Origin of the sequence: Ochrobactrum sp. BTU2, assembly GCF_024539785.1 — a bacterium.
Taxonomy (GTDB): Bacteria; Pseudomonadota; Alphaproteobacteria; order Rhizobiales; family Rhizobiaceae; genus Brucella; species Brucella anthropi.
Genome location: NZ_JAHWRG010000024.1, coordinates 1 through 25970, shown reverse-complemented (window position 1 = coordinate 25970; position 25970 = coordinate 1). Strand labels below are relative to the sequence as shown.

Here is a 25970-nt window from a genome sequence, read left to right as displayed (position 1 = left end):
GCCCGGTAGCTCGTCAGGCTCATAACCTGAAGGCCGCAGGTTCAAATCCTGCCCCCGCAACCATCTTTACTTGCGATGACCCTGCGCCCAAGGCGGGGTTTTTCGTTTGTGCGGAAATCATAAGGATTCCAGCGAGATCGCCCTGAACGTCGATCTCCACCTTCCCGTCCACCGGCGTCAGGACGATCTTGTCCACCAGCGAGCGCAGGATGTCGGCCGCTTCGATCCGCTTCTCTTCCTCTTCGTCCTGCAAGGCTTCGTAGAGCTGCTGGACCCGCTTGCGGTATTGCAGGGCCATCGAAGGATGCAGAAGGGGAGGCGGTTCCTCCGCCTCAGCCAGGAACAGCGCCAGTTCCTTCTTGCGCTGTTCCAGCAGCACCATCTTGGCGTTGATCGCGTCGGCTGCGCCGCCCTTGAGGATGAGGTTGAGCAGCGTGTCGAGTTCCCGGTCGATCTTCGCGATCTCGGCCTCAGCCGAGGCGATGCCGGCTCGACCCTCCCTGCGCAGCCGGTTCATTTCATGGGTGAACACCTCGCAGAAACGAGCGAACATCTCGGGATCGACGAGCTTGGTGCGCAGCGCATTCAGCACGCGCGTCTCCAGTTCCTCGCGGCGGATGTTCACCCGGTTGTCGCAGGTGCCTTTGTTGCGCGCCGTCGAGCAGCCAATCAGTGTGGCCGAGATCGCGGAGTAACCGCCACCACAGCAGGCACATTTGGTCAGCCCGGAAAACAGATACTTCGGCCGGCGGCGATGGTTCATCGTGCGGACGTCGGCCAGGCCGCTTTCGTCCCGCTCGATCCGATTATCACCCTGCCGCGCCTTCACCGCATTCCAGAGATCGTCATCGAGGATGCGCAGTTCAGGCGCCTCCTGAATGACCCATTCTGATTCAGGGTTCGGGCGAGCCTGCCGCTTGCCGCTGTCGGGGTCCTTCACGAAGCGCTGGCGGTTCCAGACGATCTTGCCGACATACATCTCATTGTTGAGGATGCCGTTGCCACGCTTCGGATTGCCGTTGATCGTGCTGAAGCCCCAAGCGCCGCCTGAAGGCGCGGCGATGCCATCCCTGTTCAGGGCGAAGGCAATCGTCTTTGCCGATTTGCCAGCGGCATAGTCGCGGAAGATGCGGCGGACAACTTCGGCTTGCGCCTCGTTGATCGTCCGGTCGCCGCGGATCGGTTCGCCGCTTGCGTCCAGCTTCTTCACCACGTCGTAACCGTAGGAATTGCCGCCCCCGGACTTGCCGGCTTCGACACGGCCGCGTTGTCCCCGGCGCGTCTTGTCGGCCAGATCCTTCAGGAACAGCGCGTTCATCGTGCCTTTGAGGCCGACGTGCAGATGCGAGACTTCACCCTCGGAAAGGGTGAACATCTTCACGTCCGAATAGGACATCCGCTTGAAGAGACCGGCAATGTCCTCCTGATCACGCGACAGGCGATCCATCGCTTCGGCGAGGATTAAGTCGAAGCGGCCGCGCGTGGCGTCGGAGATCAGAGCCTGAATGCCGGGGCGCAGCAGCGACGAGCCGGAGATGGCATGGTCGGAGTATTCCTCGACGATCTGCCAGCCCTGCTTCTCGGCGTGCAGGCGACACATGCGAAACTGGTCGGCGATCGAGGCGTCGCGCTGATTGTCGGAAGAATAGCGGGCGTAGAGCGCGACCTTCACTGCATGTCTCCTCTCGGCATCAGGAGGTGCGCTTCCCCCGTTGCTTCATCATTTTCACTTCTTCCGCGTAACACTCCCGCGCCGCCTGGCGAGCCAGAAAGTCGACCAGACGCAAAAGGCGTGGATCGGGATTGCCGCGCTGCGTGAACGTCAGTTCCGGCTCGTCGATCAGCAAGGATTCGAGCAGCGCTTCGCGCTCGTTTCTTGTCATCTTCGCCGGATATTGGGGTGCTCGCAAGGTCATGCCTGGCATCATTTGCCGGAAAGACAGTATAAGCAACTGAAAACGCGACAGAATATTCGGCGGTGTTTGGCGCGCTGACGCGCGTGAAGGCGTACTTCCGCGTATGCTCTCGCACCATGGCATAGCGAAATAACCTACGGGGTTTCATCCCGCGCTCGGTCATCACTTGCTCCGATGGGCCTGTTTCGAGATCGCTGAACATGGAAGCCACACTAGCGTATTGCGTTTTGCGATACAATACCCTATCTTGCGTTCAAGGAGACGACTCATGGCCAGCACAGCGGAACGCAAGGAATATCCCATCTCAATGCGACTACCGGAAGCGGATGTCGCGATGATCGATCGCGCCGCCACGCTGCGCGGGCGCTCGCGTACCGACTTCGTGCGCGACGCCGCCGTGCGCGCGGCCGAGGAGGTCGTCATGGAGCAAGGCCTGATCCGCATGAGCCCGGAAGGGTTCGTCGGGTTCATGGAGATTCTCGCCGCCCCGGCCAACCCGGTTCCCGAGATGGTCGAGCTGGCCAAGCGGCTCGCGCCCTGGGAAGCTGGTTACGAGCCGAAGCGGTAAGCCGTGGCGTTATCGGCTCCCGAACCGCTCACCGCCGCGCATGATGTTTTCGAATTCTCCTGTGGCAAGCCGACGCTCGATCACTGGCTGAAGACGCGCGCTCTCTCTAATCAGCAAAAGGGCTTCACGGCCGTCCTCGTCGTTCACGAGGCCGGACGTGTCGTCGGCTACTACGGTCTTGCGCCGACCGCCGTTGTCCCGGGAGTGCTTCCGCGCTCGATCCGCACTGGTCAGCCGCCTGATCCTGTCCCCTGCCTTCTTCTCGGCCAGCTTGCCACCGATACGGCATGGTCGGGGCGCGGCATTGGCACCGGCTTGGTAAAGCACGCGCTTCAGCGCTGCGTTCAGGCCGCAAGTCTGATCGGCGGGCGGGCTCTGATGGTCAACGCCGTGGATAATGAAGCCGCGCAGTTCTGGCTACGTCGTGGTTTCCTTCCCACGCGGGATGATCCGCTTGTACTTTTCCGCTCGATGGCCGCGATCGCAGCCTCACTCGCTGACGCCCGAACCAGCATTTAGCGGAGGCGGTGACGAGCTCCATCACGGTACTCCGACGCCAGATCCGCGCGGCCTTCCGCCGAGCCCGTTCCGGGGCCGGACCTTGTCGGGCAGTCACGCCTACATAGGCGAGATAACGGTGAGGGGCAGGAATTTCCGGTGAAATCGCGTCATGTACTTGTTATCCTTTGAAGTAATATCGCGAAATCGGCACAATACAGTACATGACGTCAAACCCTCCAACGAAGCATCACTATATCCCGGCGTTTTACCTGAAAAGATGGGCGGCTGCCGACGGCAAGGTCACCGAGTTCACCAAACCGCGTCATGACATCGTCGCGAGAAGGATCATGCCTGATCGCACCGGGTATCGGGAGCGTCTCTATGAACTGAAGGGCTTTGAGCCGAGCCTTGCGCAGCAGGTCGAAGAAAAGTTCTTCAAGCCGCTCGATACCTGGGCGTCCAACGCGCTTACTATGCTCGAGCGACACGGCCACCAGGCGCCTTGGGACAGCCATAGCCGCTCGGCGTGGACGAGGTTTCTCCTGTCGCTGCTGCTGCGTTGCCCCGAGGATATCGAGGCTTTCAGGGAATGGTGGCACGAGGATTTCAGCCGCACCGACGCTGAAGCTGAAGCGCGCTATCAGGCGGCGCGCGGCGGTGAAGATCCAGCGACCTTTTCCGAGTTCCTCGCAGGCCAACCGCTCGGTATCAAGGAACGCCATCAGTTCCAGGTCTTCTATTCCCTGGTAGACCACGACAGCGTTGGCGGCAAAATCAATGAAATGGAGTGGCGCGTGCTGCAATCACCGCCAGACGCCCCCGCATTCCTGACCTCTGACCGCCCGATCATTCGGACGAATAGCCTCGATCAGGAGGGGGACCATATCGCGCTGCCGATTGGTCCGCGCCCTCTCTTCATCGCCTCCCATGATCGCGGCTTTCTCGACGGAGTCCTGCGTACAAACCAGATCGCTCTCGTGAAGGAATGCAATCGGCAGGTCGTCGAAGGCGCATCGCGGTTCGTCTATGGCATTGATCAGAGTCAGGCGCGCTTCATTCGGAACCGTTTCGGCAGGACGCCACAGCCGCGTTTGATGGAAAGCATCGTTCAACGGCGACGAGACGAAGCGGCGCGTCAGGCCAAATAGCGTGTTCGAACTAGGAGTGTTATAATGGGGGGAACGACAAGAATGAATTTCTTGAATCTGGACGACAAGGAACTTGATCAACACATCTATCGCATCATGCCGCAGGAGTACGTTTTTTCACTTTTCAGCGACAGGCAGAACGTCCTGAGCAAGATCAGCAATTGGAAGGACAAGTTCGAGAATTTCCAGCTCAACCTTGGCGGAACGTTGGATGGTGAACGGTTCAATTACAGTTTCAAGGATGATTTCGTCGGCCAGTGCTGGACGCGGCACAGCCTCTCGGAGGCGATGTGGGGAATATATGCGAACGATCCGAGCAAGAGGTATCTACGTATCCGTTCAACGCCACGAAAACTGCTGACTGCGCTTGCCACAGCTCACCCTCGCATGCCTCAAGACACGTGTTTTGTAGGCGCCGTCAGCTATGAGACCGAGCCGGCCCTCAAGGCATATCTGGCCAACAACGGACGTCTGGAAATCTCGGCATTAGGGCTCGCCCGATCGCTTCTTCTCAAGCGCCGCGCCTTCAAGCACGAGGCCGAAATACGCTTGCTCCACTTCGGCGATGCGGGCAACAGCGATCCCCGCGGTCTTTATCGGTATCCGGTCGACCCTCACGATATGATCACACAGATCATGGCCGATCCGAACCGGGATCGACGGGACTGGAAGGCCGACAGGGCGGCAATCGCGAAAGCGACGGGCTTCTCGGGCCAGATCAAGCGTTCAAAGATCTACGATCCTCCCGGTTGGGATATCCTCGCGTTCACCTCTTGAAGCCTCCGACTTGATGCAGTCGCTGCTTTACATGGCAACAAAACGGCTACCACGATCGCGCCATCCGCTACCCTTGATCAGAGGAGCGCCTCAACGCCCCAAACCGAGGTGTCCGGGAACAACCCCTTTTCTGAGATTGCGGCGAGCGCCGCTGGCACGTCCGGCACGAAGAGCACCACGGCGAGATCCGTCATGGCGCGGGAGCAGCATACATAGAAAAGGCGCCGGGTGCGATCGAGGACCGTCTCTTCGCCAGCGTCGATCCGGGCCTCATCATTCTCAGAAAGCGGTACGTAGCCGAAGTATTTCCCGTATGAGTATTGGTGGAACGCCGCCTCCTCGTCATCCACCACGACGAGGACCCGCTCGAACTGCGCTCCCTTTACACCGTGGTGCGTCGCGAACGGCGACTCCTCGGTGAAGTAGCGGCGGTACGCCCAGAGCTCGTTGACGCTACAGGCGAGTAAAGCCTGAACATTCGCGAAGCCGCTGCTACCGTCGTCCACCGGCCCATCGACCATATGCGGTCCGAAGCGGTCATCCAGTCGAACCAATTCGGTATCGTGGACATGCCGCATCACCGCGCCGACTGTTGCTTGCGAACCGTCAGCAAGCATTGCCACAAGGTGATCGACCGCCTGCTGCAGCCCTGTCAGCACAGCCGCCGCTGGCTGGCCCCGCAGTCGATCGGGCTGGAGCTTGGGGCTGGCGAGACGCAGGATCGACATGACCGTAAAGTGGTCGCCTTGCCGAACTGCCGATACTATAGGCAGGATCTGCTGCGCTATAGGTCGTAATGGCCAAGCGGAGCCGTCAGCGATCCCTTCGGCAAAGCTGGTCGGGGCGTGATCGTTGAGCGCAGAATAGAGGCTCGGGAAGCCGAGCCGGACGGCTGCCATCCGGTGGACCAAGACCAGCAGTCTGACATCGCCCTCGGAGACATCGCTCAGCCAAAGCTCGTCATCGGTTTGCGCTGCGAGCCATGCGCGGACCGCGGCGAGGCGAGCGCTTCGCTGATGGTCGGCCGGCAGAACGAACAGGTTGGCCGTGCCAAGTACAGGCTGTTCTACTTCGCCGACCTTGATCCGGCGTCCACGTGTCTGGACGAGACCGTCGCCGCCGGCGCGGATGGCGTTGACCACCGTGAGAACTGACGTCGGGCAACGAAAATTCTCCGGCTTGCTGATGTTCGCCCAGCCCTCCTCAAGCGGAATAGCACCGCTGCCGCTCATATAGATCTTCTGCATCGGATCGCCGAAAAAGCCGACACACAACCTAGGCTGCTCCGCTGCGATCGAGCGCAATGCCTCGACGACTTCCGGGTTGGTGTCCTGACTTTCGTCGACAAAGATGAATGGAAAGCGGCTGGCCATAACTCTGCGCAAAAGCGGATGCGCGCCGACACAATAGGGCGTCAGTTTAAGGACGTCATCATGACCCAGAATACCTTCGGCATAGCTGCTGCCAGTGCCGTAGGTGAATCTATCCACCGACGCAATCGCGCCCAACTGCGCGTCGAGTTCGGCGATCTCGGTCTCTAGCCGCGCCTTGGTTCGTGCCTGCGTGCGTGGCTTTTCGTAGTGCGCTCGCCGCTCGGCGATCTTCTCCTCGATTCTGACGCCAACCCAGGTTGCTATGTCGCTTTGGAACGGCCGGATCACCGACCACAGGAAGCTATGGATCGTGGAAATGTGGAATAGCGGCGAGACGCCAACATCCTCAGAAATCTCGCCGACGGCGACTTCTGTATAGGTGATGCAGGCGATCTGCTGCCCCGCGCGACGCAAAGAAGGGCCACGGGTTCGGGCGAGATGGTCAAGGGCCTTGATCAGCGAGGTTGTTTTGCCTGAGCCGGCCCCTGCGACCATCACGAAGGAACGAGGAACTTTTCCATCAAGACAGGCGCGAACCTCTACGTCGGCGGGGGTGTCCGGGCTTCCGATGCGACTGGTCATGCGGCAAATCCGTTGCCAGCAGCGGACACGGCGGGGTGGACGGCGTCTTCAGCGCCAGTGTCGCCCTCAGCCCCACCATCGCTGTCTTCGTCTTCGCTCTCGTCCTCGTCATCAGGTTCCGGATCGGGCGGAGCGATTTCCCCCTCCAGCCAACGTAGCCCTTCTGCGATGTATTCCGGCACAATCCACTTGGTTGGATCCTCACCGAGCAACGCCAGAGCAAAGTCGGTCTTGCTGAAACTCTTCGCCTGAACGCGCTTGTGGATACGGCTGACGAGCTCAGCCAGCGTCTTTTCGTCGTTCTTCGCGATCCTCAACTGAAGCAGCCGGCGATCCTTGTGCTGGCACCACTCGAGGTTCTCAAGCGCGAAAGCCTCCTCAAGCGTTCGCCCTGCGAGCGCAGCCGTATCTTGACCCCAACTGACGTCAGTGCGGCATTGATAGGCAACCCGAACAAGCGCGTCATCGTCATTCACACGAGCCTGAGTCTTGTCGTCGGCCGTCGCATCCCAGAGCGCCTCGATGGTCCCGCATTTGGGCAGCCATTGCAGCAACGTCTGATTGGAGGTCGCCGCGCCTGGATGCCCGGCAATGCAGGCCTTGCCCGGCTTGTCGCCCGCCGCCGGCGCCGCCTCTTCGCCTTCATCATCCTCGTCAGCGGCGTCGAGATCAGGCTCCTCCTGTGCGGCCGCCTCACTCTGGTCCGCGGGCCCGCCAGCTTGGCCTACGACGGCGTCTCCGCCTTCGGCCAAGGCTGCTGGACCGAACACACTGTCAAGGTCGGTTATTATGAGGGTGGTGAGGCCGAGAAATTCGATCAGCGCCTTGAAGCGGTAGCCGAAAGCGCCACCAATCTCCAGAATGGTGAGATATGTCGATTGCAGTCGCGGAGCAGCAGTCTCGATCATTTGCGGCAGCAATAGCCGTTCGACATTGCCCTCAACGAGCACGGCGGCGTCTGCGAAGAACAGATCGCAATGCGCGAGCTTGAGGTAGCGCTCAAGGAAGGTGCGGATGTCGGGGGCGGTGCTGTCGTAGAATGCAGAAAGGTTGAGCACGTCGGACGTCGACTTGGCGTTCGCGCGCGAACGCCGAAAATAGCGGATCGGCCGAAAGCCCCGCTCGTAGAGGATATGGGTCGAGTGCGTGGTGACGACGACCTGGCTTGTGTAAGCGGTCCGGTCGACACCCTTGAGCGCGAGGATGTCCATCACCTTGCGAATGAAAGCTTGCTGGAGCTGCGCGTGCAGGTGCGCCTCTGGTTCCTCGATGAAGAACAGATGGACCGGCGGACGGTTTTCTTCGATAGCCAGCCATTGCGCATGGAGGTCGAGCAGTTCAACGACCATAAATATGAGGTTCTTGAATCCTAACCCGTTGTAGCGATCAGGCAGTGTCGGGGGATCGGCCGCACCATCGTCTGGCCCGAGCGCGTAGTGGACCAAGGCCGCATCACGGCTGCTCATGATCTGTGCCGGATCGAGCGCGGAGCGGATCATCATGCGAGGGTTGGATAGTCCCGGATAGCCGAGCTTCGATAAGCTCTTCAAGGTCGGCTCAAACACTCTCTCCAGATGCTGGTTGAGCGCGATCTCCGATTGAGCCAATGCGCGAAGCGCCTCGAGGTCGTCACCCTTCTGCTCAAGATTGCGTCCGTAGAAGCGGCTAAGGACTCGCGAGAGGTCCTCGGCCCGACCTCCTCCGGAGCTGTCGGACAGGTGACGCTGGGCGTCCAGGAAATCGATGCGCAGGATGCTGTTGAGAATTTCCCGGCCGCTGCGATCCCGACCCGCAAGCGACGAGGGTACGTAGCCATCCTCGGCGACCATGTCGGTGTCAAACCGCGCCGGATCGAGCACAAAGTAGCGCAGCTCATATTCATCATGGAGAGCATCGCGCAAGTAATCGCGAAGGTGACGTGGCGCTGGGTCAAACACCGGGACGCCGTTCACATCTTTCTCGACTGCGGCGAGCGCGCGCTCGCGGGCCTTATTGAAACGGACACGGGTCGCGTCAGGGTCCATCGGCGCATAGGCGACACGCATCCCGACGAGGGTGCTGTCCCAAGCGAGACTAGGCAGCAGGTCAATGGCGCGATGAACATCCTCCGCCCCGATTTCCAGCCAAATATCGACTTCCATGGTCGGCAACGCCAGACTGTCGTCGCCCGCACCGAATGCCACGATCCCCGGCCATAAATCCGCGCTGAAATCATGGATGTTGAAACGGCCATGGCCTGTGAAGAGCTGGAGTGCGTGGCCAACGGACGTCTTGCCACTATTATTAGCGCCGACGAAGATGGAAATATCAGATGCGAGGTCGATAACAACATCTTGCAGCCGTCGAAAGTTTCGGACAGCAAGCTTCCTTAAATGCATCGTTCCCGCCCTCCCGATTCGTACTCGCCGGAATTCAATGTAACTTGATCTAACAGCTATTTGTGCTCCGCTCTATGAGCTTTTCGCAGAAGATTGAGTGCCGACCACGTTCCGGTTCGCCGAAGTTAGAGAAAACAATCGGCTTCTCACATCGGTGAACTTGCTTGCCCACAAAGACTCCTCAAATCATAGCAGAGACCGCATGGCCATTTCGCAGCCAAGCAACAGCAGGCAAATCAGGAAGCCGCGGCGAAAGACGAGCGGGCTGATCCGGTTGCGAACGCGCTGCCCCGCCCACATGCCCGCCAGCGCCGGCAAGACCGCAAGCGCCGATAGCGAGAGACGATCGGCCTGAAATGCCCCATGCACGCCAAGTCCGACGGTGAGCGCGATCGTCGACACGGTAAACGAGAGGCCGAGAGCCTGCACGAGGTCGTCCTTAGACAGACCAAGCGCCTGGAGATAGGGAACTGCCGGAATGACGAAAACGCCGGTTCCCCCCGTCACGGCTCCTGTGATTGCGCCGATCAGCGGTGACAGCCACGGCTCGCTACGGCGCGGAACGCTGATCTGGCGCGCGAACAATGTATAGCCCGCATAGACGACGAGCGCGATGCCGAGAAACGCCGTCGTAAGCTTCGTGTCGCCGCCGGCGATCCATGTCGATCCGAGCACGGTTCCCGTGACGACGGCCAGCATCATCGGCCAGAGCCGCCCCAGTAGTGAGCCGAAGTTCGGGCCGGCCAAGAGCTGCCAGACATTGGTGACAAAGGACGGCACGATCAGCAGGCTTGCGGCCGCAAGTGGCGAAACAAGGGCACCAAGCACGCCCATCGCCACGGTAGGCAACCCCATGCCGGTGACACCCTTGACGAAGCCGGCCGCGAAGAAAGTGGCAACGACTGCTGCGAGTAACGGTATGGAAAGATCAAACATTGCCCATGACTATCGGACGGGTGTCTTTCCACAATGCGGAAGATCGGATGCGTGACTTCGGCTATACCGAAGGCAGATAAGCGACTATACGTTCAGCATGCGTTTCGACCTGATTGATCTGCGCCTTTTTCTGGCCGTCGTCGATGCCGGTAGCATCACCCATGGCGCGGCCGAAGCGGGGATGTCGCTGCCGGCTGCCAGCGAGCGGCTGCGCGACATGGAAGCCGCTGGCGAAGTCCTGCTGCTCCAGCGCGGCCGGCGGGGTGTCAGTCCGACCGAAGCCGGCGAGGCGCTCGCCCACCATGCGCGCACGATCCTGCATCAAATGGCGCAGATGCGCGGAGAGATATCCCGCTACGCCAAGCGAATGCGCGCGAGCGTCCGCATCTTCGCCAATACGGCGGCAGTTACGGAGTTTCTTCCCGAACGGCTCGCCCCCTGGATGGCAGCTCATCAACAGATCGACATCGAACTGAAAGAAAGGCAAAGCTCTGAGATCGCGCGCAGTGTTGCCGCGGGCTTTGCCGAAATCGGTAACTTGTCCAGCGCCGCTGAGACCGCCAACCTCATATCGCACCCCTTCGCCATCGACCGGCTGGTAACCGTCTTCGCGCTGGACCATGATATTGCGAAAAAGCCCCAGCTTCGCTTCGCCGATCTGCTCGATCATCCTTTCATCGCCTTGGCGGACGGAGCTTTGCAACAGCACGTTGAGATGCAGGCTGCCCAGCTTGGGACGAAGTTGAAGTTGCGCGTTGCGCTTCGCAGTTTCGAAGGTATCTGCCGAATGGCCAGCGAGGGCGTCGGCGTCGGCATCGTTCCGGAAACGGCAGCGCGGCGCTTGAGGCGATCCGCACATATTGCAATGGCTTGCCTTCACGACGGCTGGGCGACGCGCGAACTGTCCGTCTGTGTTCGCAGCGAAGCGGAGCTGACCCCGCCCGCGCGCAGTCTGTTCGAGCATCTGACATCAGCTACGCACGCCTGATGGGCCGTGATGCGCGCTATTTCAAGCCAGGCCCTCCTGCCTGAGCGCCTGCTTCACGGTCTGACGCTCCAGCACCTTGTGCATCAGCCGCGCCCAGTTCGGCCACCTTGTGTCCATGTCGAGGCCAATTCGACGGCCCCAGAGCCAGAACACGACAAGATAGGCATCGACGACCGTGTATTGGCTGGGCACTGCCCAGTCGCGGCCATCGGACAGGATGTGATCTATATGGTCGTAGGCGGTGCCGATGTTCTCTATCCCCTTGCTCTTTACTGCCTCATGGAGCACCGGATCGGGCACGAACCGGTGCGGACGCCAGAGCTGGCCGTAGCCGATGCCGTGTAGATCGATCGAGATCCAGCTCAGCCATTCCAGGCATCGGGACTCGCCCGCCGGATTGGCCGGCAGCAGTTCCGCTTCCGGATGGCTGCGGGCGAGAAACAGCAGGATGGCGACCGCTTCTGTCAGCAGATCAGGCGCGCCTCCGGCGCCGCCGGGAACGCCTGTGAGCGCCGGCACGCGGCCTTTCGGGTTGAGCGCCAGATAGTCCGCCGTCGTCGTGCCTTCGCCGTTTTTGGCTGAGCGGACCTCTGCCGCGTAGGGTTCGCCGATTTCCTCCAGCACGATGTGGACAGCGAGCGAGCAGGCCCCGGGCGAATAAAAGAGACGGTGCATGAGAATCTTCCTTTCAAGGATCGATGACGTGGCCGGGCCATGGATTTCGGCCGTCGCGCAACCACAGGAGCGTATCCAGCCAGAAGCCTGCGGCATGGCTGTCGTGGAACAGGCCGAAATGTCCGATCATGTCGCGGCCATAGTCCGACGGCCGTAGCAGCACCGCGGTTCGCTCGGCGCTGCCGGTGTAGTAGTTCAGCGTCCGGCGAATGGCGGCCGGCGTTCCAAGCTCGTCGTCGGACATGGCCACTGCCAGGATCGGCGCCGTGACGGCAGCCATGCGGTCGAGCGCGCCCCTCCGCACCGCGCGCGGATGGCTATGCTCGAAACGCGACCTGCGAAAACTCCATTCAAAGGCGACGCCAGCCGGCAGGTCTTCCAGCCAACCCAGTCGGCGGCCGGGGAAATAGCCGCAGGCAAGTGTCAGCGCGGGCATCGCCACATGCCATTTGAGAAACAGGCGGAGCCGCCGATGCAAGGCGTAGTCGCCGCACCAGGCATATTGGGCGCCAACAGTCACCATGCGCTCGATGCGGCGAGCACTCGCAGCGAGTCCCGGCAGGAAGCCGCCAACGCTGTGCCCGACCACCAGCACTCTGTCATGACGGCCCTGCCGCTCTACGAACCTGATGGCGGCTTCAAAATCCATCTCGCCCCAGTCACGCCAGCGATAGCCGCAGCCACGCAGACGGACGGGCCGCGACAGTCCGATGCCGCGATAATCATAGGTCAGCACGTCGAATCCGTGCTCCACGAGGAAACGGGCATAGCGATGGTAATAGCGCGCGAGCACCCCGGTTGCAGGATTGATAATGACTGTCCCCATGGGGTCAGCTTGCCGGACCCGCCAGAGATGGCCGGCAAGCAGAACCCCATCTGGAGACGCAAACTCGACCGGGTGTCCTTCGATAGCAGGGGCGTTTGAAGACTGGTTACACATCCCGATACGATAAGCGCATCGGCTGATTGAATATATTCACTAGTGGGTATACATTTGGGCATGGCGAGATCAGAGAGACCGACACGCGAGCGCATCATCGAGGCAGCCGGAAAGCTGTTCCACGCGGAAGGCATCCGCGCCGTCAGCGTCGATGCCGTTGCCGAGAAGGCCGGGCTCACCAAGCGGACGCTCTACTATCACTTCCGCAGCAAGGACGATCTGATCGCCGCCTATCTCGAAACGCGCGACCAGCCGAACCTTGCGTTGTTCCAGCGCTGGTTCGCCGAGACCGAGGGCAACACGGCGGACAAGGTGCAAGGCATTTTCCGCAATCTGGCGGCGTCTGCGCGGCATCCCAAGTGGAAGGGGTGCGGGTTCCTGCGGACTTCGGTCGAGCTCATCCACCTGCCGGGACATCCGGCGATCCTCGCGGGCCGCGCGCACAAGAAGCGGGTCGAGGACTGGCTCTGTGTCGTGCTGGAGGAAATCCGGGCCCCCGACGAAGCGCGCCGTCTCGCGAGGCAGATCATTCTTCTGCTCGATGGCGCATTCGCCGTCGTGCTTCTGCACCGGGACACCAGCTATATGGACAGCGCCGGCGAAGCGGCTGCGCAATTGGTCCGCGGCTGATGCGAATGAACGAGTCGCAGGTCCGTCGAGATTGGCCTGCCGACTTGCGGCGATTTGGTCGAGAAGCTACGGCAGGAGGACCTGCGCATCGCTTTTGATCTGCTCATAGACGGGTTGGCGGATGCGGTTTCGGCTTGAGTAACCGTTTTCGGATACCTCGCCTGAAGGGCGTAATTCCTTATAGTCGGCTTTGCGTTTTCCCAGGTTTACGATCCGATAGAACTTTGGGGGAAGGTCTTCCCCCTGGCCGGCGCCGAAGTCGCCGGCACACCCCCTTCTGCGGGGAGACCCCGCAACGCCCCCGAGAGTCAGAGTGCGGACTGGGTTAGCCGTGACGGGTTGAGGGCTGGGAGAGAGGCTCCCGGCGCCCGTCGCGGAGAACCGCAATGTCCAGACATGACCGCACCCCTCGCACCGGCTCCGACCGGACGAACCTCTACGACGAAATCACCGACAAGATCATCGCCGACCTCGAGGCCGGGCGCTTCCCGTGGGTGCAGCCCTGGGGCAAGGCCGAGGCCAAAGCCCCGCTTGGGCTTCCGAACAACGCCAGCACCGGCCGCGCCTATAGCGGCATCAATATTCTCATCCTCTGGGGCGCAGTCGTACAGCATGGCTTTCCCGGTCAGGGGTGGCTCACATACCGTCAGGCCGCCGCGCTTGGCGGAAATGTCCGCAAGGGCGAGCACGGCACCACCGTCGTCTATGCCGACCGCTTCATCCCCGAGGACGAGAAGCGGCGGGCGCGGGAAACCGGCGAGGAAGCCCAGGCCATACCCTTTCTCAAGCGGTTCACTGTGTTCAACACCGCCCAATGCGATGGTCTGCCCGACGACATCACCGTTGCCGCGCCGCCCCCGCCGCCTGGCCTCATCGAACCGACGGTCGAGGCTCTCATCAAGGCGACGGCCATCGACTTCCGCATCGGCGGCGATCGGGCCTTCTACATGCCTACGCTCGACTACGTGGCCGTGCCACCGCCGCAAGCCTATTTCGAGCCGATCAACTGGCACAGGACCGCGCTCCACGAGATCGGCCACGCCAGCGGCCACCACAGCCGGCTGAACCGCGATCTCTCCGGCTCCTTTGGAACCAGGAAGTATGCGTTCGAGGAGCTCGTGGCCGAGATGAGCTCCGCCTTCTGCTGCGCCTCGCTCGGCATCGTTCCGACTGTACGACACGCCGATTATATCGGTTCGTGGCTGGAGGTGCTGCGCGAGGACAATCGCGCCATCGTCCGCGCCGCCTCGCAGGCCAGCAAAGCGGCCGACTGGATCTTGTCGTTCCTGCCCGAGGCCGAAACGACCGACACTGGCAGCGACGCGATCGACAGGAGGGCGGCATGATCCTCCTGACCGACGAACTGCGCGCGCAGCTACTGGCCAACGGCCGCATCCGCGACGCCGACCATGTGCCGATGGTCAAGTTTTTCAATCCGCTCGGTGAGGGCGTCTGGCTTACGACAGAGCTCGCCGCCGACGGCGACACGCTGTTCGGTCTGGCCGATCTTGGCGAACCGGAGCTCGGCTATTTCTCGCTCAAGAAAATGATCGCGGTGCGCCTGCCGTTCGGGTTGGGTATCGACCGCGACATCCTCTTCACCGGCGAGTTCCCGATCTCGGTCTGGGCCGAGGCCGCGCGCGAAGCCGGCAGCATTCGCCGCGCCGAACGGATTATCCGTGCGGCAGGGCGGTCCCGGTGGGACGGCGTGTGATGCGCTTCCGCCGCTGGCATCGACCCGAACCCTATGGCGACACGTCGCGAAAGCGTGCGGCGTTTCTCCGCAAGCAGCGCCTTGAACGCGAGGCGCTGCCCCTCTTCGCCAACGAGATCGCCGCCGGCCAACATGGCGTCGACGAGGAGATGGCCCGTCGCGCCGTCTGGTGGGACGAGGCCGAACGGGAGCGCCGCCGCATGCGGGCGGCCTCCTGGCGCAAGGCCCGCGCCCGCCTGTTCGCGTTGCCCGACGCGCTGCGGAGCACGGTCCGCGAGATCTGGCGCGATTGCCCCTATCCGGCCGATCCGGGCTATTTCGCGGATCTGCTTCACCAGATCGACGTCGGCCGCGTCGATCCGCACCGGCCGCCCTGGAAGTTCCACCCGGAGCTGAAGGCGCGGATGACCCCGGACCCGTCGAGCTTCGACGCCGCCTTCCGCCAGATCGGCCAGCGCAAGGTGGGCGGCGGGCCGAAGACCACGGAGGCGGACGAGCTGCTGTTTTGCGGCAATCTCGGCTCCGGCATCCTCTTCTTGCGTTCTCGCGTGCGCCTGATCGAGCGCCACGAGAGCTTCTACACCTCGTCGGGCCATCGCCTGCGCGACTCCAAGGTCGGTAGCGGTGGCCACTTCGTCGAGATCGAGATTACGGGCGACTGCTCGGACGCGGAGCTGGCGACGATCGAGCGCATTGCCCAGGCGGCCGACACGCGGCCCGTCGCGGTCAGGAGGGCCGCGCGGCTTGGCCGGATGACGAGCGGGAGAACGGCATGATGATCCCCACTGTCCTGCCGGCCGCTGCCTCTCGCCCTGGGCGGTGTTCTCCCGGCGTGCCGCCGCGGCCTCCGCAAAGTCAACGGCCTTGCCGTTCCCCATCGCCGCCGCCCAAAGGCGCCCGCTTCGGTGACTGTCCGGGATTCCGGCGGTCCCTCGGAGCCCTACCGCTCACGGTGAGCGGCAGCAGCCAGGAGGTCTCCATGCGTAGCTCGACATCCATCGAATTCGTCTTCGTCTTCGGCTCCAATCTCGCGGGTCGCCACGGCAAGGGCGCGGCCCTGTGGGCTCGCCGGCACCGCGGCGCGATCTACGGCCGGGGCGTCGGGCCGCAGGGACGCGCCTATGCAATCCCTACCAAGGATCGCCAGTTGCGCGTGCTGCCCCTCGCGATCATCCGCAGCCATGTCGGCGACTTCCTCGCCTATGCCCGCCTTCGGGCCGAGCAGCGCTTCGAGGTCACGCCGATCGGCTGCGGCCTCGCCGGCTACCGCCCGGACCAGATCGCCCCGATGTTCGCCGGCGCTCCGGCGAACGTCATCCTGCCGGATGCCTTCCGCGCCTTGCTGGCCTCGCGGCCCTGACCGCCGGGGCTTGCCTCGGAGGCGCGTCTCGGCTGAGCGCAAGCTTCCTCCCGCTCGCAACTGCGACCCGCCGCGCTGGTCCGGTCACGAACGACGTCGCCGTCGATTTCCCGGAACCTTCAGGCGTCTCGGCGGTTTCGGCCGATACCCGCGAAGCGACTATTCTAGTCGCCGCTGGCGCAAGCGACCGAAGGCGAAAAACAGCCAGGGGGCTGACATTGGATACGGAACCGGACCAACCGCAGACCCTCCTCGTCGTGGAGGATGACATCTTTATCCGCCTCGACATCGCGGACTACCTGCGCGGCTGCGGCTGGGTTGTGGCGGAGGCAGGCTCGGCCGCCGAGGCGGTCGCCCTGTTCGAATCCGGCGCCCCCGTCGATCTCGTCTTCTCCGATATCCAGATGCCCGGCACGATGGACGGCTTCGGCCTTGCGGCATGGGTACGCCAGCATCGGCCGGGCGTTCGCATCATTCTCACGTCCGGCGCCGTCCAGAGAACCGAGGCGGCCGTCTCCCTCTGCGACGAGGGACCGATCGGCAAGCCCTATGACCAGCAGCGCCTTGCCGAACGCATCCGCCATCACCTTTCGTCGGCTGCAACGGGGGCGGTGGGGGCGTAAGCTGGCGGGCGACGGCGCCTGCCTCGCGCGGTTTAGAGGGAGAGAGGGGATGGGGATTTCGTGACGGGTTGATAGCGGAGAGAGAGGCTCTCGGCGCCCGTCGCGGAGTAGTCCACCATGGCAAAGGTTGCCAAGAAGATCACCCTCTCGCGCTCGCGCGACATTCCCTTCAACCAGCTCGAACGCAGCGCCTCCAATGTCCGGCGCATCAAGACGCCGGCCGCCGTGACTGAGATGGCCGAGGACATCGCCTATCGCGGCCTCCTCCAGAGCCTCAATGTCCGCCCGATCCTCGACGCCGATGGCAACGAGACCGGCCGGTTCGAGGTCCCGGCCGGCGAGACCCGGTTCGACGCGCTGGAACTGCTTGTCAAGCAGAAGCGCATGTCGAAGACCGAAGCCGTGCCCTGCGTGTGCCGCGATCCCAACAGCGGCATTCTCGCCGAGGACGACAGCCTCGCGGAGAACACGCTGCGCCGCGCCCTCCATCCGCTCGACGAGTTCCGCGCCTTCCTCGCCATGCGGGAAAAGGGCATGTCGGAGGACGAGATCGCCTTCGCCCACCGCACCAGTAAGCGCGTCGTCGCTCAGCGGCTCGCCCTCGCCAAGGTCTCGCCCAAGCTGCACGACGCCTTCGAGACCGGCGCGATGTCGCTGGCGGAGCTGGAGGCGTTCACGGCCCATCCCGATCACGCCCGCCAGGAGCAGATCTGGGAGGCCATCGAGAACTCCCACTTCCGCGAAACCTGGCGGATTCGCGAAATGCTGACCGAGACCAGCGTTCCGGCCTCCGACAAGCGCGCCCGCTTCATCGGCCTCGACGCCTATGCGGCGGCCGGCGGCCCGGTCCTGCCGCGCTACCTCTTCGACGACGACGAGGACGGCTGGCTGGAGGACGTGCCGCTTCTCGACCGGCTGGTCGGCGAGAAGCTCAAGGCCGCCGCCGCCGAGGTGGCCGCCGAGGGCTGGAAGTGGGTCGCCGCCGACCTTGAGCTGCCCTACGGCTACGACCACGACCTGCGCGGCATCACCGGCGCGTTCGCGGAGCTGACGAAGAAGGAACGCCACGAGCGCGACAAGCTGCGCGAGGAGCAGGAGCGGCTCGAGGCCGAACATGCGGGCCATGACGAACTGCCCGACGAAATCGACCAGCGCCTCGGCGAGATCGAGAAGCTGCTTGAAGCCTTCGAGCGCCGTCCGCCCGTCTACGATCCGGCCGAGATCGCCATCGCCGGCGTTTTCGTCAGTGTCGACGAGGACGGCGAGCTGATGGTGGATCGCGGCTGGGTCCGTCCGGAGGACGAGCCGGTCGAGACCGTCGAGGGCGCGGCGCCGGAGCTCGACGCGGACGGTGGCGGTGAGGCCGATGGCGCGACCGCGCCGCAGGTGCAGCGCGCCGTCATCACCATCGGCGGCGAGGCGTCCGAGCCGGAGCCCGACGACGACGAGAGCGTCAAGCCGCTCCCCGAGCGGCTGGTGATCGAGCTGACCGCGCACCGGACCATTGCGCTGCGCGAGGCCGTGGGCGCCAATCCGCATGTCGCCACGACCGCGTTGCTGCACAAGCTGGTGCGCGACACCTTCCGGCGCTCCACCCGCGGCGGGTCGGTTCAGGTCTCGGTGCTGGAAGTCTATTGCCGCGAACAGGGTGTGGACCTCAAGAACAGCCCCTATGCGAAGGCGGTGGTAGAGCGGAACGACGGCTGGAAGGCCGATGTGCCGGCCGACGACGACGCGCTGTGGGACTGGCTCGCCGCGCTCGACGAGGCTAGCCGCATGGCGCTGCTTGCCCACTGCGTCGCCTACGGGATCAACGCGCTCTACGAGCGGCCGAACCCGTTCAGCGCCACCGGCATTTCCGAACAGCAGCTCCAGGCCCGCATGGCGGAAGCCGATCGGCTTGCCCGCGCGACCGGCCTCGACATGGCAAAAGCCGGTTTCCGGCCCACCGTCGCGAACTACTTCGGCCGCATCACGAAGCGGAAAATCCTCGAAGCCGTAGCCGAAGCGGTCGGCGAGGGCACCGCCAACCTGCTCGCCTTCGAGAAGAAGGACAAGATGGCGGCCGAAGCGGAGGAGCGGCTGGCGAACACCGGCTGGCTGCCCGAGCCTCTGCGCCTGCTCGCCGACGAGCCGGCCGTCGAGGCGTCCGCGCAGCAGGACGAGGAGAACGTGGCGCTGCCCGACTTCCTCGCCGGCGGCGACGAGGCGGAAACCGCCGCCGAACCTTCCGACGATCCGGTGGCGCTGGTCGCCGCCGAGTAACCGCAGCAGCGGGGCGGCTCCGGCCGCTCCGCATCCCGTCCCCTTCCACCACACGGCCCGGCATCCCGCCGGGCCGTTTTCGTTTCTGGAGATCAATCCATGCCCGCATACAATGTCTATGACGCCCCGCTCGGCAGCCTGATCCGGTACTTCGACGGCACCCCGAAGCCGCCGGCCCGCTTCACCAAGACGCTAGCCGCCTGGGAAAGCCGAAACGGTGTCGGCCGGCTCGTGCGCAAGCAGCCCAGCCGCGAGCGCGCGACCTATACCGCGCCTGCCTCGATCACCCTGCACGAAGGCAACTTCGCCTCCGGCTCGGTCATCCTCGTCACTGTCATGCGCACGCATTCGGTCGATAGCGATCTCTGCTTCGAAATCGTCGAGCGGCCGAAGATCGGCATGGTCCGCGTGCTTCACCCCATCGGCGACGACGAGGAGCTGCTTCATCTCGCGGAGAACCGCGAGGCCGTAGACCTCTGGCTGGCAAAGGCCGGATACAGCCGTTGCCGCCTCGAGGAGATCACGGCGGATGAGGTCGGCGCCGACGTCGTCGAGGGGCGGGCGGCCGCCTGACCCTCGCTCGTTCCCTTTCACAAAGCCCGCAGTCGAAAGACCGCGGGCCATTTTCGTTTCTGGAGAGACCCATGGCCATTCCCGATCACGCCCGCACCAACTTCAACACGCTGCTGCGCGCCGCCGGCGACGGCAATCTCGCACTCATGGAGTGCCTGGATGCCGTTACCGGCGATCGCCGCCATGTGCTCTGCGCCGTAGGCCGCGCGGACGACGGCGATATCGTCATGACGCCGTTCGGCCATCTCGCTGACGGCAATCCCTATGACGCCTACCTGCCGCCCGATCCCGACGATCCGAACGGCTTCATCGGGAATGCCGATGGAAGCACGCCATGATGACGGTCGACGAAATCTTCGACGAAGACCGCGGCAATCCTCCTGCGGAGCGTTCGCTTCCGTGGGAGGAGGCCCGCGACGGCATTACCGTCGTCGTGGAACCAAAGCTCCATTGGGCCGAGGATGCGCGGGCTTTCCGGCTCGATGCCCGGCGAATATTGCTACTACGCCGACTGGATCCGGAATGGCGCCCGCGCCCGGTTCTACGGCCACATCGATACCAGCGGCGATGATCTGCTGCTGAAGGCCCGCGCGCTGATCGATCGCGAGATCGCCGAAGGGCATTGGAGCTGATTGCATCATCCGGGTCGAACTCCAGTCTAACATCCGAAGCCGCTATCTCCGATCTGGGATCGGGGATGGATTCCGTGCCCGGCCAGAAACTCAGGCTGACATCGGCGTGCCGCCGAGGCTGGCGCGGCGACGCAACTGCGACGGGTTTCCGGCATCCTGTCGGCAGCAAAACACCACCCCGCTTCCATTCGCTGACCTTGGTCCGAGCCGTCTCGTTATCAATCAACCCGTGAAGGGTCGGCTTACGCAAGCGTGCCGCCCTCGCGGAATCGGAAAGGCCCGACCGCGCGAGGGTGATTGCAGATCCGTTCAGACACTTCGGGCGCCTGTCGCGCGGGGGATGGTCCCCCGCCTCCAAGACAGGAGCCGGAACCCATGTCCTACGCAGATGCCGCCGCCTTCGCCGCCAGCCTCGCCACCACACTGATGGTCTCCATCGTCGTGTTCCAGGCCGGGGACGGAACCCACGGCGCTTGCCCAGCCAACGAATTCGACGGCGACGACGAGATGGTGAAACTGGAACTCGACCCATGGAGCTGAGGTGCGAAGCGCCTCATCCCCGACGGCCCGGAACGCGCAGAACGCATCCGGGTCTTCAGCGTTGCTGTGGCCGATCCATCATCGGGGACCGCACCGGCGGAAAGAGAGAGGAAGAGGCCGGGCCTTTGGCTGTGACGGGTTGGATGCCGTCCTGCTCGCGGACGTGCAGGCCGCCCGACGGTCCTCACAGGAATGGATCGCTCGCGCCACCTGGGCCGTCGCCCGTGGCGAGGCGATCATCGCCGGCGCGCGCGATCCCGACGCTCCCGTCGAGGGAGACCGGCCATGACGCAGTACGTCATCAAGATCGGCTTCTGGCTGCGCGCATATGACGGTTTCACAGTCGAGGCCGATAGCGACGCCGAGGCGATCGGAAAAGCCAAAGCGGCCGCCACAATCGCGATGGAGGCATCCGGTCAGCCGGAACATGTCGAGATCGAGGAGCGGCGCGAGGGCGTCATCATCTATATCGATCGCGTCGCGGCGGATGCCCGCCACACCGTCGCAGAAGACGTCGCGTTCGACGACGACCGCATCCATCCCGCACCAGCGGACTGACCCCCATCACTATCCCCCTTCAATCAGCCCGGCTTCGCGCCGGGCTTTGTCGTTTCAGGAGCCTGCCATGACCGACTACTTCACCCACTTTTCCTGCCTGCTCGACGTCGGCACGCCCGACAACGCCGCTCGCGCCCTTGATCTCTACAATCAGCTTTCCGAAGAGGGCGCCTCGGAAGAACCGCCCTCCGACGGCTTCCTCCTGTCGATCCAGCCCGAGCACGGCGGCGCCAAGCTCTGGATGCGCGATAACGTCACCGGCGACCCGGAGCGCCTGATTCAGTTTGTGAAGCGTTGCGCCGCCGAATTCGGACTGACTGGCCGCTGGGGCTTCCAATATGCCAAAGCCTGCTCGAAGCCGCGCGTCGGCGGCTTCGGCGGCGGCGCGCATGTGCTCGATCTTGCCACCGGTGAAACAGTCGCCTGGACCTATACCGACGGCTGGCTTGCCAAGGTGCTGGACGGAGGCGATCCCGATGCCTGACATCATGCAGACCAAGGTCTACCGCATCGACGAGCTTTCGGGCGCGCAAGGGGCAAGCCTTGCGTCCAGTCTACGAAAGCACCCCTCTCGCTAATGAGGCGCGCGTGATATGTGAGAGGGTCGGTGACGACTATACCCATAGTTCGGGGTATTTCCAGCAGCCACCATGGGCGCTAACTTTCATGTATGCAATGAAAGGACACGCTCGTGAATCTAGTGAAGAATTTCCATCAGCCCGACGGTGATGATCCAGACCTTTTGGAGAATTGCGGTATATCCAAGTTGCAAGTTCAACGACTACGATATTGGGGGTTCACTCGCCTTTCCGATTTTGACGGAAAATCTGACATCGACATTCTTAGAGAGCCAAACACCAATCGCCGCACGGTGAGCGAAATCAGGGAAGCGCAGGCAAGACGCCAGTACCTCCCTCACGAAATAACCAAATAGGCCCTCAGAGCGCCGTTTCCATTTGACAGTTTCATCATGTTCGCGATGGCTGGCGGATATCGACGGCCGCGCTACCATTCGCCCTTTCGTCCATCCACGGCATGTTCGAAGCGTAGCGCCCAAGGCCGGATCGCGCGATTGTCATCTGTGCGGGTAACATGCAGCCGCGATATCCCCGGTACGAGCGTCGGCGCCGCATCGAAAGCGACAGGGATCGTGTAGACCTCCCGTGCCTGCCGGTTCTGGTAACGCGCCTCGGCATTGATGATGACGGTGGGCGCGATGTCAAAGATCTCCGACAGCACCGCGAGGATCGCCGCAACCGCGATAACGCAGCCACGGAATGCGGCCGAGGTCGACCAATGCCCTTCACCGAAACCCGGCAGGTCGGAAGTGATTGCCGACGCGGCGAAAGCAAGGATAACGAGCCAATAGAATCTCGGTGCTCGCGGGAGCAGCGACTTGATCACGAGCGTATTCCTCTCAAATATCACCATAATTTTCGGGTCTGGTAGGTCGAATTCGCCTCAGATCCTTTCGGCCAAATAGTAAACCAAAGTCTTTGCCGCGACGACGTGACGCCTGAGCACCTTAGGCCGCGATCGGCGGCTTTCGGCGATTTGGCCGATGGCATGAGAGTGAGAGCGAGGCCGGGACGGATTTGAGCCTGTGCGGTCGAGAGAGAGCGCTGCGCGGCTCGATCCTGTCCCGCTCTCCCGAGGCTTTCACATGAACATGATTTCCGCATCCGCGGCGGCATCCGCCACCGCGCCGCTTCCGATCGTCCCCGATTCCGACATCCCCGCCGCTCTCTTCACTGCGGCGCAGCTTCTCCTGCCTCATATCGAGCGTGGCCAGCGCATCGATGCCGCCATTCTGCGCGGCGCGATGGAGTCTGCCTTCGGCGCCTCTGACGCCACCGGCGCCTGGAACTGGAAAACGGCCTATGAAGCCTGCGAGGCGGCGACCGTTCTCTTCCTGCGCAAATACGGCAAGGCGCTTTTCCGTAAATCCGCTTCTCCGGCGATGGTCCTGCCGCAGCTTGGCAAGATCGCCGGCCTCCTGCTGACGCATACTCGCCGCTCGGAGGAAGCGCAGTCCTTCCAGCAATTCTCGACGCCGATCCCGCTGGGCCTCGCGGCCGTGACGGCGGCGGCGATCACGCCCGCCGACCGCGTGCTGGAGCCGTCAGCCGGGACCGGGCTTCTAGCCATCCTGGCCGAGATCGCCTGCGGCTCGCTCGTTCTCAACGAGCTTGCTGAAACCCGCGCCGGTCTCCTTTCCCTTCTCTTTCCAGCCCTGTCCATCTCCCGCGTCGACGCGGCGCAGATCGACGATCATCTCGATGCCGGCATTCTGCCGTCCGTCGTGCTGATGAACCCGCCGTTCTCCGCCATGGCCAATGTCGACGGCCGCATGGCGGACGCTGCCTTCCGCCATGTCGCTTCGGCGCTCGCGCGTCTCGCTCCCGGCGGCCGTCTAGTCGCCATCACCGGCGCCAACTTCGCCCCTGACACTCCGGCCTGGTCCGAAGCCTATGGCCGGCTGCAGGAACGCGGCCGCATCGTCTTCTCCGCCGCGATCGACGGCTCAGTCTATGCCAAGCACGGCACGACCTTTCCGACGCGGCTGACCATCATCGACAAGATGCCGGCAGACGACCCGTCCGTATTCCCGGCCGCGCCCGGCGTCGCGCCAGATGTGGCCACGCTGCTCGGATGGCTGGCCGAGCATCTGCCGCCGCGCCTGCCGATCGATCCGGCCGTCGCCGTCCCCGTGGTCGCGCCGCGCACCGTCCGCGCCTATGTCAACCGGGCGGCCAGGGCCGCGCCCGCCGTGGCGCATGCCGAGCCGGAGGGCGCTCCGCTCGACTACGAAACCTTCGACTGGACGCCGGCGGATGCCGGTCACCTGTCCGATGCGATCTATGAGGAATACGGGCTCCAGACCATCCGGATTTCCGGGGCTCAGGCGCATCCGACCCAGCTCGTGCAGTCGGCCGCCATGGCGAGCGTCGCCCCGCCGAAGCCGAGCTATCGACCGACACTGCCGGCGAACGTCGTCGATCTCCTCTCCGACGCGCAGCTCGAAACGGTGATCTATGCCGGCGAGGCGCATTCGGACTTCCTCGCCGGTGCGTGGACGGTGGATGACACGCTCGACAAGCTGACCGCTGCGGCCGAGGACGCCAAGGACGCTGTGCGTCTGCGCCAGGGCTTCATGATCGGCGACGGCACCGGCGTCGGCAAGGGCCGGGAATCGGCTGCGATCATTCTCGACAACTGGCTCCAGGGACGGCGCAAGGCCGTCTGGATCTCGAAGTCGGACAAGCTGATCGAGGACGCGCAACGCGACTGGGGCGCGCTCGGCATGGAGCGTTTGCTGGTCACGCCGCTGTCGCGTTTCCCGCAGGGCAAGCCGATCACGCTGAACGAGGGCATCCTATTTTTAACCTATGCCACGCTGCGCTCCGACGACCGCGGAGAGAGGGTTTCCAGGGTCAAACAAATCGTCGAATGGTTTGGGCCCGACTTCGATGGAGTGATCATTTTCGACGAGGCGCATGCCATGCAGAACGCCGCTGGCGGCAAGGGAGAACGCGGTGACGTCGCCGCATCGCAGCAGGGCCGCGCCGGCCTGCGCATCCAGCACGCGCTTCCCAATGCCCGCGTCGTCTATGTCTCCGCCACCGGCGCGACCACCGTTCACAATCTCGCCTATGCGCAGCGGCTCGGCCTGTGGGGCGGCGAGGATTTCCCGTTCGCCACGCGCGCCGAGTTCGTCGAGGCGATCGAGGCCGGCGGCGTGGCGGCGATGGAGGTGCTCGCCCGCGACCTGCGCGCGCTCGGCCTCTACACCGCCCGCTCGCTTTCCTTCGCCGGCGTCGAATACGAGCTCATCGAGCACGAACTGACGCCTCAGCAGGTTCGCATCTACGATGCCTATGCCGGCGCCTTCGCGATCATCCATAACAATCTGGACGCGGCGATGCAGACCGCCAACATCACCTGCGGCGGCGAAGGCGGATCGGGCACGCTCAACAAGCAGGCGAAATCCGCCGCCCGCTCGGCCTTCGAGAGCGCCAAGCAGCGCTTCTTCGGCCATCTCTTGACGAGCATGAAGACGCCGACCCTGCTTCGCTCGATCGCCGCCGATCTGGAGGCGGGCCATTCGGCCGTCATCCAGATCGTCTCGACCGGCGAGGCGCTGATGGAGCGGCGTCTGGCCGAACTGCCGACCGAGGAGTGGAACGACGTCCGCGTCGACATCACGCCGCGCGAATATGTCTTATCCCGAACTCGGGATAACACATAATATGCCGCGTCGGCATTATGCAGAGCACGGCGGGTCAAGTCTTT

25 protein-coding genes and 2 pseudogenes are annotated in these 25970 nt (G+C 63.4%); 19 read left to right on the top strand and 8 right to left on the bottom strand.

The window, feature by feature from the left end:
- Positions 1–19 precede the first annotated feature (19 nt).
- Complete coding sequence (locus KWJ32_RS25710) at positions 20–1672, bottom strand: recombinase family protein (protein ID WP_151610643.1); 1653 nt, start codon at positions 1670–1672, stop codon at positions 20–22.
- A 19-nt stretch (positions 1673–1691) separates the two neighbouring features.
- Positions 1692–1916: a hypothetical protein gene (locus tag KWJ32_RS25705; RefSeq protein ID WP_151610621.1), complete on the bottom strand. Its 225-nt coding sequence runs from the start codon at positions 1914–1916 to the stop codon at positions 1692–1694.
- Between the two features lie 268 nt (positions 1917–2184).
- Between KWJ32_RS25705 and KWJ32_RS25700 the strand changes: the two genes are divergently transcribed.
- The 4 genes from KWJ32_RS25700 to KWJ32_RS25685 all read left to right on the top strand — a co-directional run bounded on the left by KWJ32_RS25700 (position 2185) and on the right by KWJ32_RS25685 (position 4910).
- Positions 2185–2484: a DUF1778 domain-containing protein gene (locus tag KWJ32_RS25700; protein ID WP_151610622.1), complete on the top strand. Its 300-nt coding sequence runs from the start codon at positions 2185–2187 to the stop codon at positions 2482–2484.
- A 3-nt stretch (positions 2485–2487) separates the two neighbouring features.
- The gene (locus KWJ32_RS25695; RefSeq protein ID WP_151610623.1) at positions 2488–3003 is read left to right on the top strand and encodes a GNAT family N-acetyltransferase; all 516 of its coding nucleotides are present in this window, start codon (positions 2488–2490) and stop codon (positions 3001–3003) included.
- Between the two features lie 203 nt (positions 3004–3206).
- Entirely contained in the window at positions 3207–4133 is a 927-nt protein-coding gene (locus KWJ32_RS25690) for a DUF4238 domain-containing protein (RefSeq protein WP_151610624.1), read from the top strand.
- Between the two features lie 42 nt (positions 4134–4175).
- Positions 4176–4910: a hypothetical protein gene (locus KWJ32_RS25685; protein WP_256886460.1), complete on the top strand. Its 735-nt coding sequence runs from the start codon at positions 4176–4178 to the stop codon at positions 4908–4910.
- 77 nt (positions 4911–4987) lie between these two features.
- Here KWJ32_RS25685 and KWJ32_RS25680 read toward each other — a convergent pair whose 3' ends face one another.
- The 3 genes from KWJ32_RS25680 to KWJ32_RS25670 form a co-directional block, all read right to left on the bottom strand.
- A complete protein-coding gene (locus KWJ32_RS25680; RefSeq protein ID WP_151610626.1) occupies positions 4988–6865 on the bottom strand; it encodes a UvrD-helicase domain-containing protein in 1878 nt (625 codons plus the stop codon).
- Entirely contained in the window at positions 6862–9243 is a 2382-nt protein-coding gene (locus KWJ32_RS25675; protein WP_151610627.1) for an AAA family ATPase, read from the bottom strand. Before KWJ32_RS25675 ends, KWJ32_RS25680 begins: the two co-directional genes overlap by 4 nt.
- A 186-nt stretch (positions 9244–9429) precedes the next feature.
- Positions 9430–10179, bottom strand: a complete 750-nt coding sequence (locus tag KWJ32_RS25670) for a sulfite exporter TauE/SafE family protein (RefSeq protein WP_151610628.1) — start codon at positions 10177–10179, stop codon at positions 9430–9432.
- A gap of 97 nt (positions 10180–10276) precedes the next feature.
- Between KWJ32_RS25670 and KWJ32_RS25665 the strand changes: the two genes are divergently transcribed.
- A complete protein-coding gene (locus tag KWJ32_RS25665; protein WP_151610629.1) occupies positions 10277–11167 on the top strand; it encodes a LysR family transcriptional regulator in 891 nt (296 codons plus the stop codon).
- A gap of 21 nt (positions 11168–11188) precedes the next feature.
- On the opposite strand, the gene KWJ32_RS25660 is transcribed toward KWJ32_RS25665, so the two are convergent.
- Together KWJ32_RS25660 and KWJ32_RS25655 are read right to left on the bottom strand one after the other, a co-directional pair.
- Positions 11189–11842 carry a glutathione binding-like protein gene (locus tag KWJ32_RS25660; protein WP_192799868.1) on the bottom strand — a complete coding sequence of 218 codons (654 nt, stop codon included), beginning with the start codon at positions 11840–11842 and terminating at the stop codon, positions 11189–11191.
- Between the two features lie 13 nt (positions 11843–11855).
- Positions 11856–12782, bottom strand: a complete 927-nt coding sequence (locus KWJ32_RS25655) for an alpha/beta fold hydrolase (protein ID WP_151610631.1) — start codon at positions 12780–12782, stop codon at positions 11856–11858.
- Between the two features lie 60 nt (positions 12783–12842).
- Here KWJ32_RS25655 and KWJ32_RS25650 point away from each other — a divergent pair, with 60 nt between their 5' ends.
- The 13 genes and pseudogenes from KWJ32_RS25650 to KWJ32_RS25590 all read left to right on the top strand — a co-directional run bounded on the left by KWJ32_RS25650 (position 12843) and on the right by KWJ32_RS25590 (position 22161).
- Complete coding sequence (locus KWJ32_RS25650; protein ID WP_151610644.1) at positions 12843–13412, top strand: TetR/AcrR family transcriptional regulator; 570 nt, start codon at positions 12843–12845, stop codon at positions 13410–13412.
- Between the two features lie 386 nt (positions 13413–13798).
- Positions 13799–14758 (top strand): zincin-like metallopeptidase domain-containing protein, encoded by a 960-nt coding sequence (locus KWJ32_RS25645; protein ID WP_151610632.1) that lies wholly within the window; start codon positions 13799–13801, stop codon positions 14756–14758.
- Complete coding sequence (locus KWJ32_RS25640) at positions 14755–15126, top strand: DUF2958 domain-containing protein (RefSeq protein WP_151610633.1); 372 nt, start codon at positions 14755–14757, stop codon at positions 15124–15126. Before KWJ32_RS25645 ends, KWJ32_RS25640 begins: the two co-directional genes overlap by 4 nt.
- Positions 15126–15902, top strand: coding sequence for a hypothetical protein (locus tag KWJ32_RS25635; protein WP_151610634.1), 777 nt, complete (start codon positions 15126–15128; stop codon positions 15900–15902). Before KWJ32_RS25640 ends, KWJ32_RS25635 begins: the two co-directional genes overlap by 1 nt.
- 203 nt (positions 15903–16105) lie before the next feature.
- A complete protein-coding gene (locus KWJ32_RS25630) occupies positions 16106–16486 on the top strand; it encodes a hypothetical protein (protein WP_151610635.1) in 381 nt (126 codons plus the stop codon).
- Positions 16487–16704: 218 nt separating this feature from the next.
- Positions 16705–17109 (top strand): response regulator, encoded by a 405-nt coding sequence (locus tag KWJ32_RS25625; RefSeq protein ID WP_192799869.1) that lies wholly within the window; start codon positions 16705–16707, stop codon positions 17107–17109.
- A gap of 117 nt (positions 17110–17226) precedes the next feature.
- The gene (locus KWJ32_RS25620; protein WP_151610636.1) at positions 17227–19374 is read left to right on the top strand and encodes a ParB/RepB/Spo0J family partition protein; all 2148 of its coding nucleotides are present in this window, start codon (positions 17227–17229) and stop codon (positions 19372–19374) included.
- Between the two features lie 99 nt (positions 19375–19473).
- On the top strand, positions 19474–19947 hold the full coding sequence (locus KWJ32_RS25615) for a hypothetical protein (RefSeq protein ID WP_151610637.1): 474 nt from the start codon (positions 19474–19476) through the stop codon (positions 19945–19947).
- Positions 19948–20018: 71 nt separating this feature from the next.
- Positions 20019–20285, top strand: a complete 267-nt coding sequence (locus KWJ32_RS25610) for a DUF6117 family protein (RefSeq protein ID WP_151610638.1) — start codon at positions 20019–20021, stop codon at positions 20283–20285.
- Positions 20282–20579 (top strand): annotated as a pseudogene (locus tag KWJ32_RS25605) (hypothetical protein). The gene KWJ32_RS25610 and the pseudogene KWJ32_RS25605 overlap by 4 nt, the downstream one beginning before the upstream one ends.
- A 375-nt stretch (positions 20580–20954) precedes the next feature.
- Entirely contained in the window at positions 20955–21119 is a 165-nt protein-coding gene (locus KWJ32_RS25600; protein WP_151610639.1) for a hypothetical protein, read from the top strand.
- A gap of 285 nt (positions 21120–21404) precedes the next feature.
- Positions 21405–21677 carry a hypothetical protein gene (locus KWJ32_RS25595; RefSeq protein WP_151610640.1) on the top strand — a complete coding sequence of 91 codons (273 nt, stop codon included), beginning with the start codon at positions 21405–21407 and terminating at the stop codon, positions 21675–21677.
- Between the two features lie 67 nt (positions 21678–21744).
- Positions 21745–22161: a hypothetical protein gene (locus KWJ32_RS25590; RefSeq protein ID WP_151610641.1), complete on the top strand. Its 417-nt coding sequence runs from the start codon at positions 21745–21747 to the stop codon at positions 22159–22161.
- A gap of 521 nt (positions 22162–22682) precedes the next feature.
- On the opposite strand, the gene KWJ32_RS25585 is transcribed toward KWJ32_RS25590, so the two are convergent.
- Complete coding sequence (locus KWJ32_RS25585) at positions 22683–23081, bottom strand: hypothetical protein (protein ID WP_151610642.1); 399 nt, start codon at positions 23079–23081, stop codon at positions 22683–22685.
- Positions 23082–23340: 259 nt separating this feature from the next.
- Between KWJ32_RS25585 and KWJ32_RS25580 the strand changes: the two are divergent.
- A pseudogene (locus KWJ32_RS25580) lies at positions 23341–25902 on the top strand (strawberry notch family protein); the annotation flags it as partial.
- Positions 25903–25970: the final 68 nt, after the last annotated feature.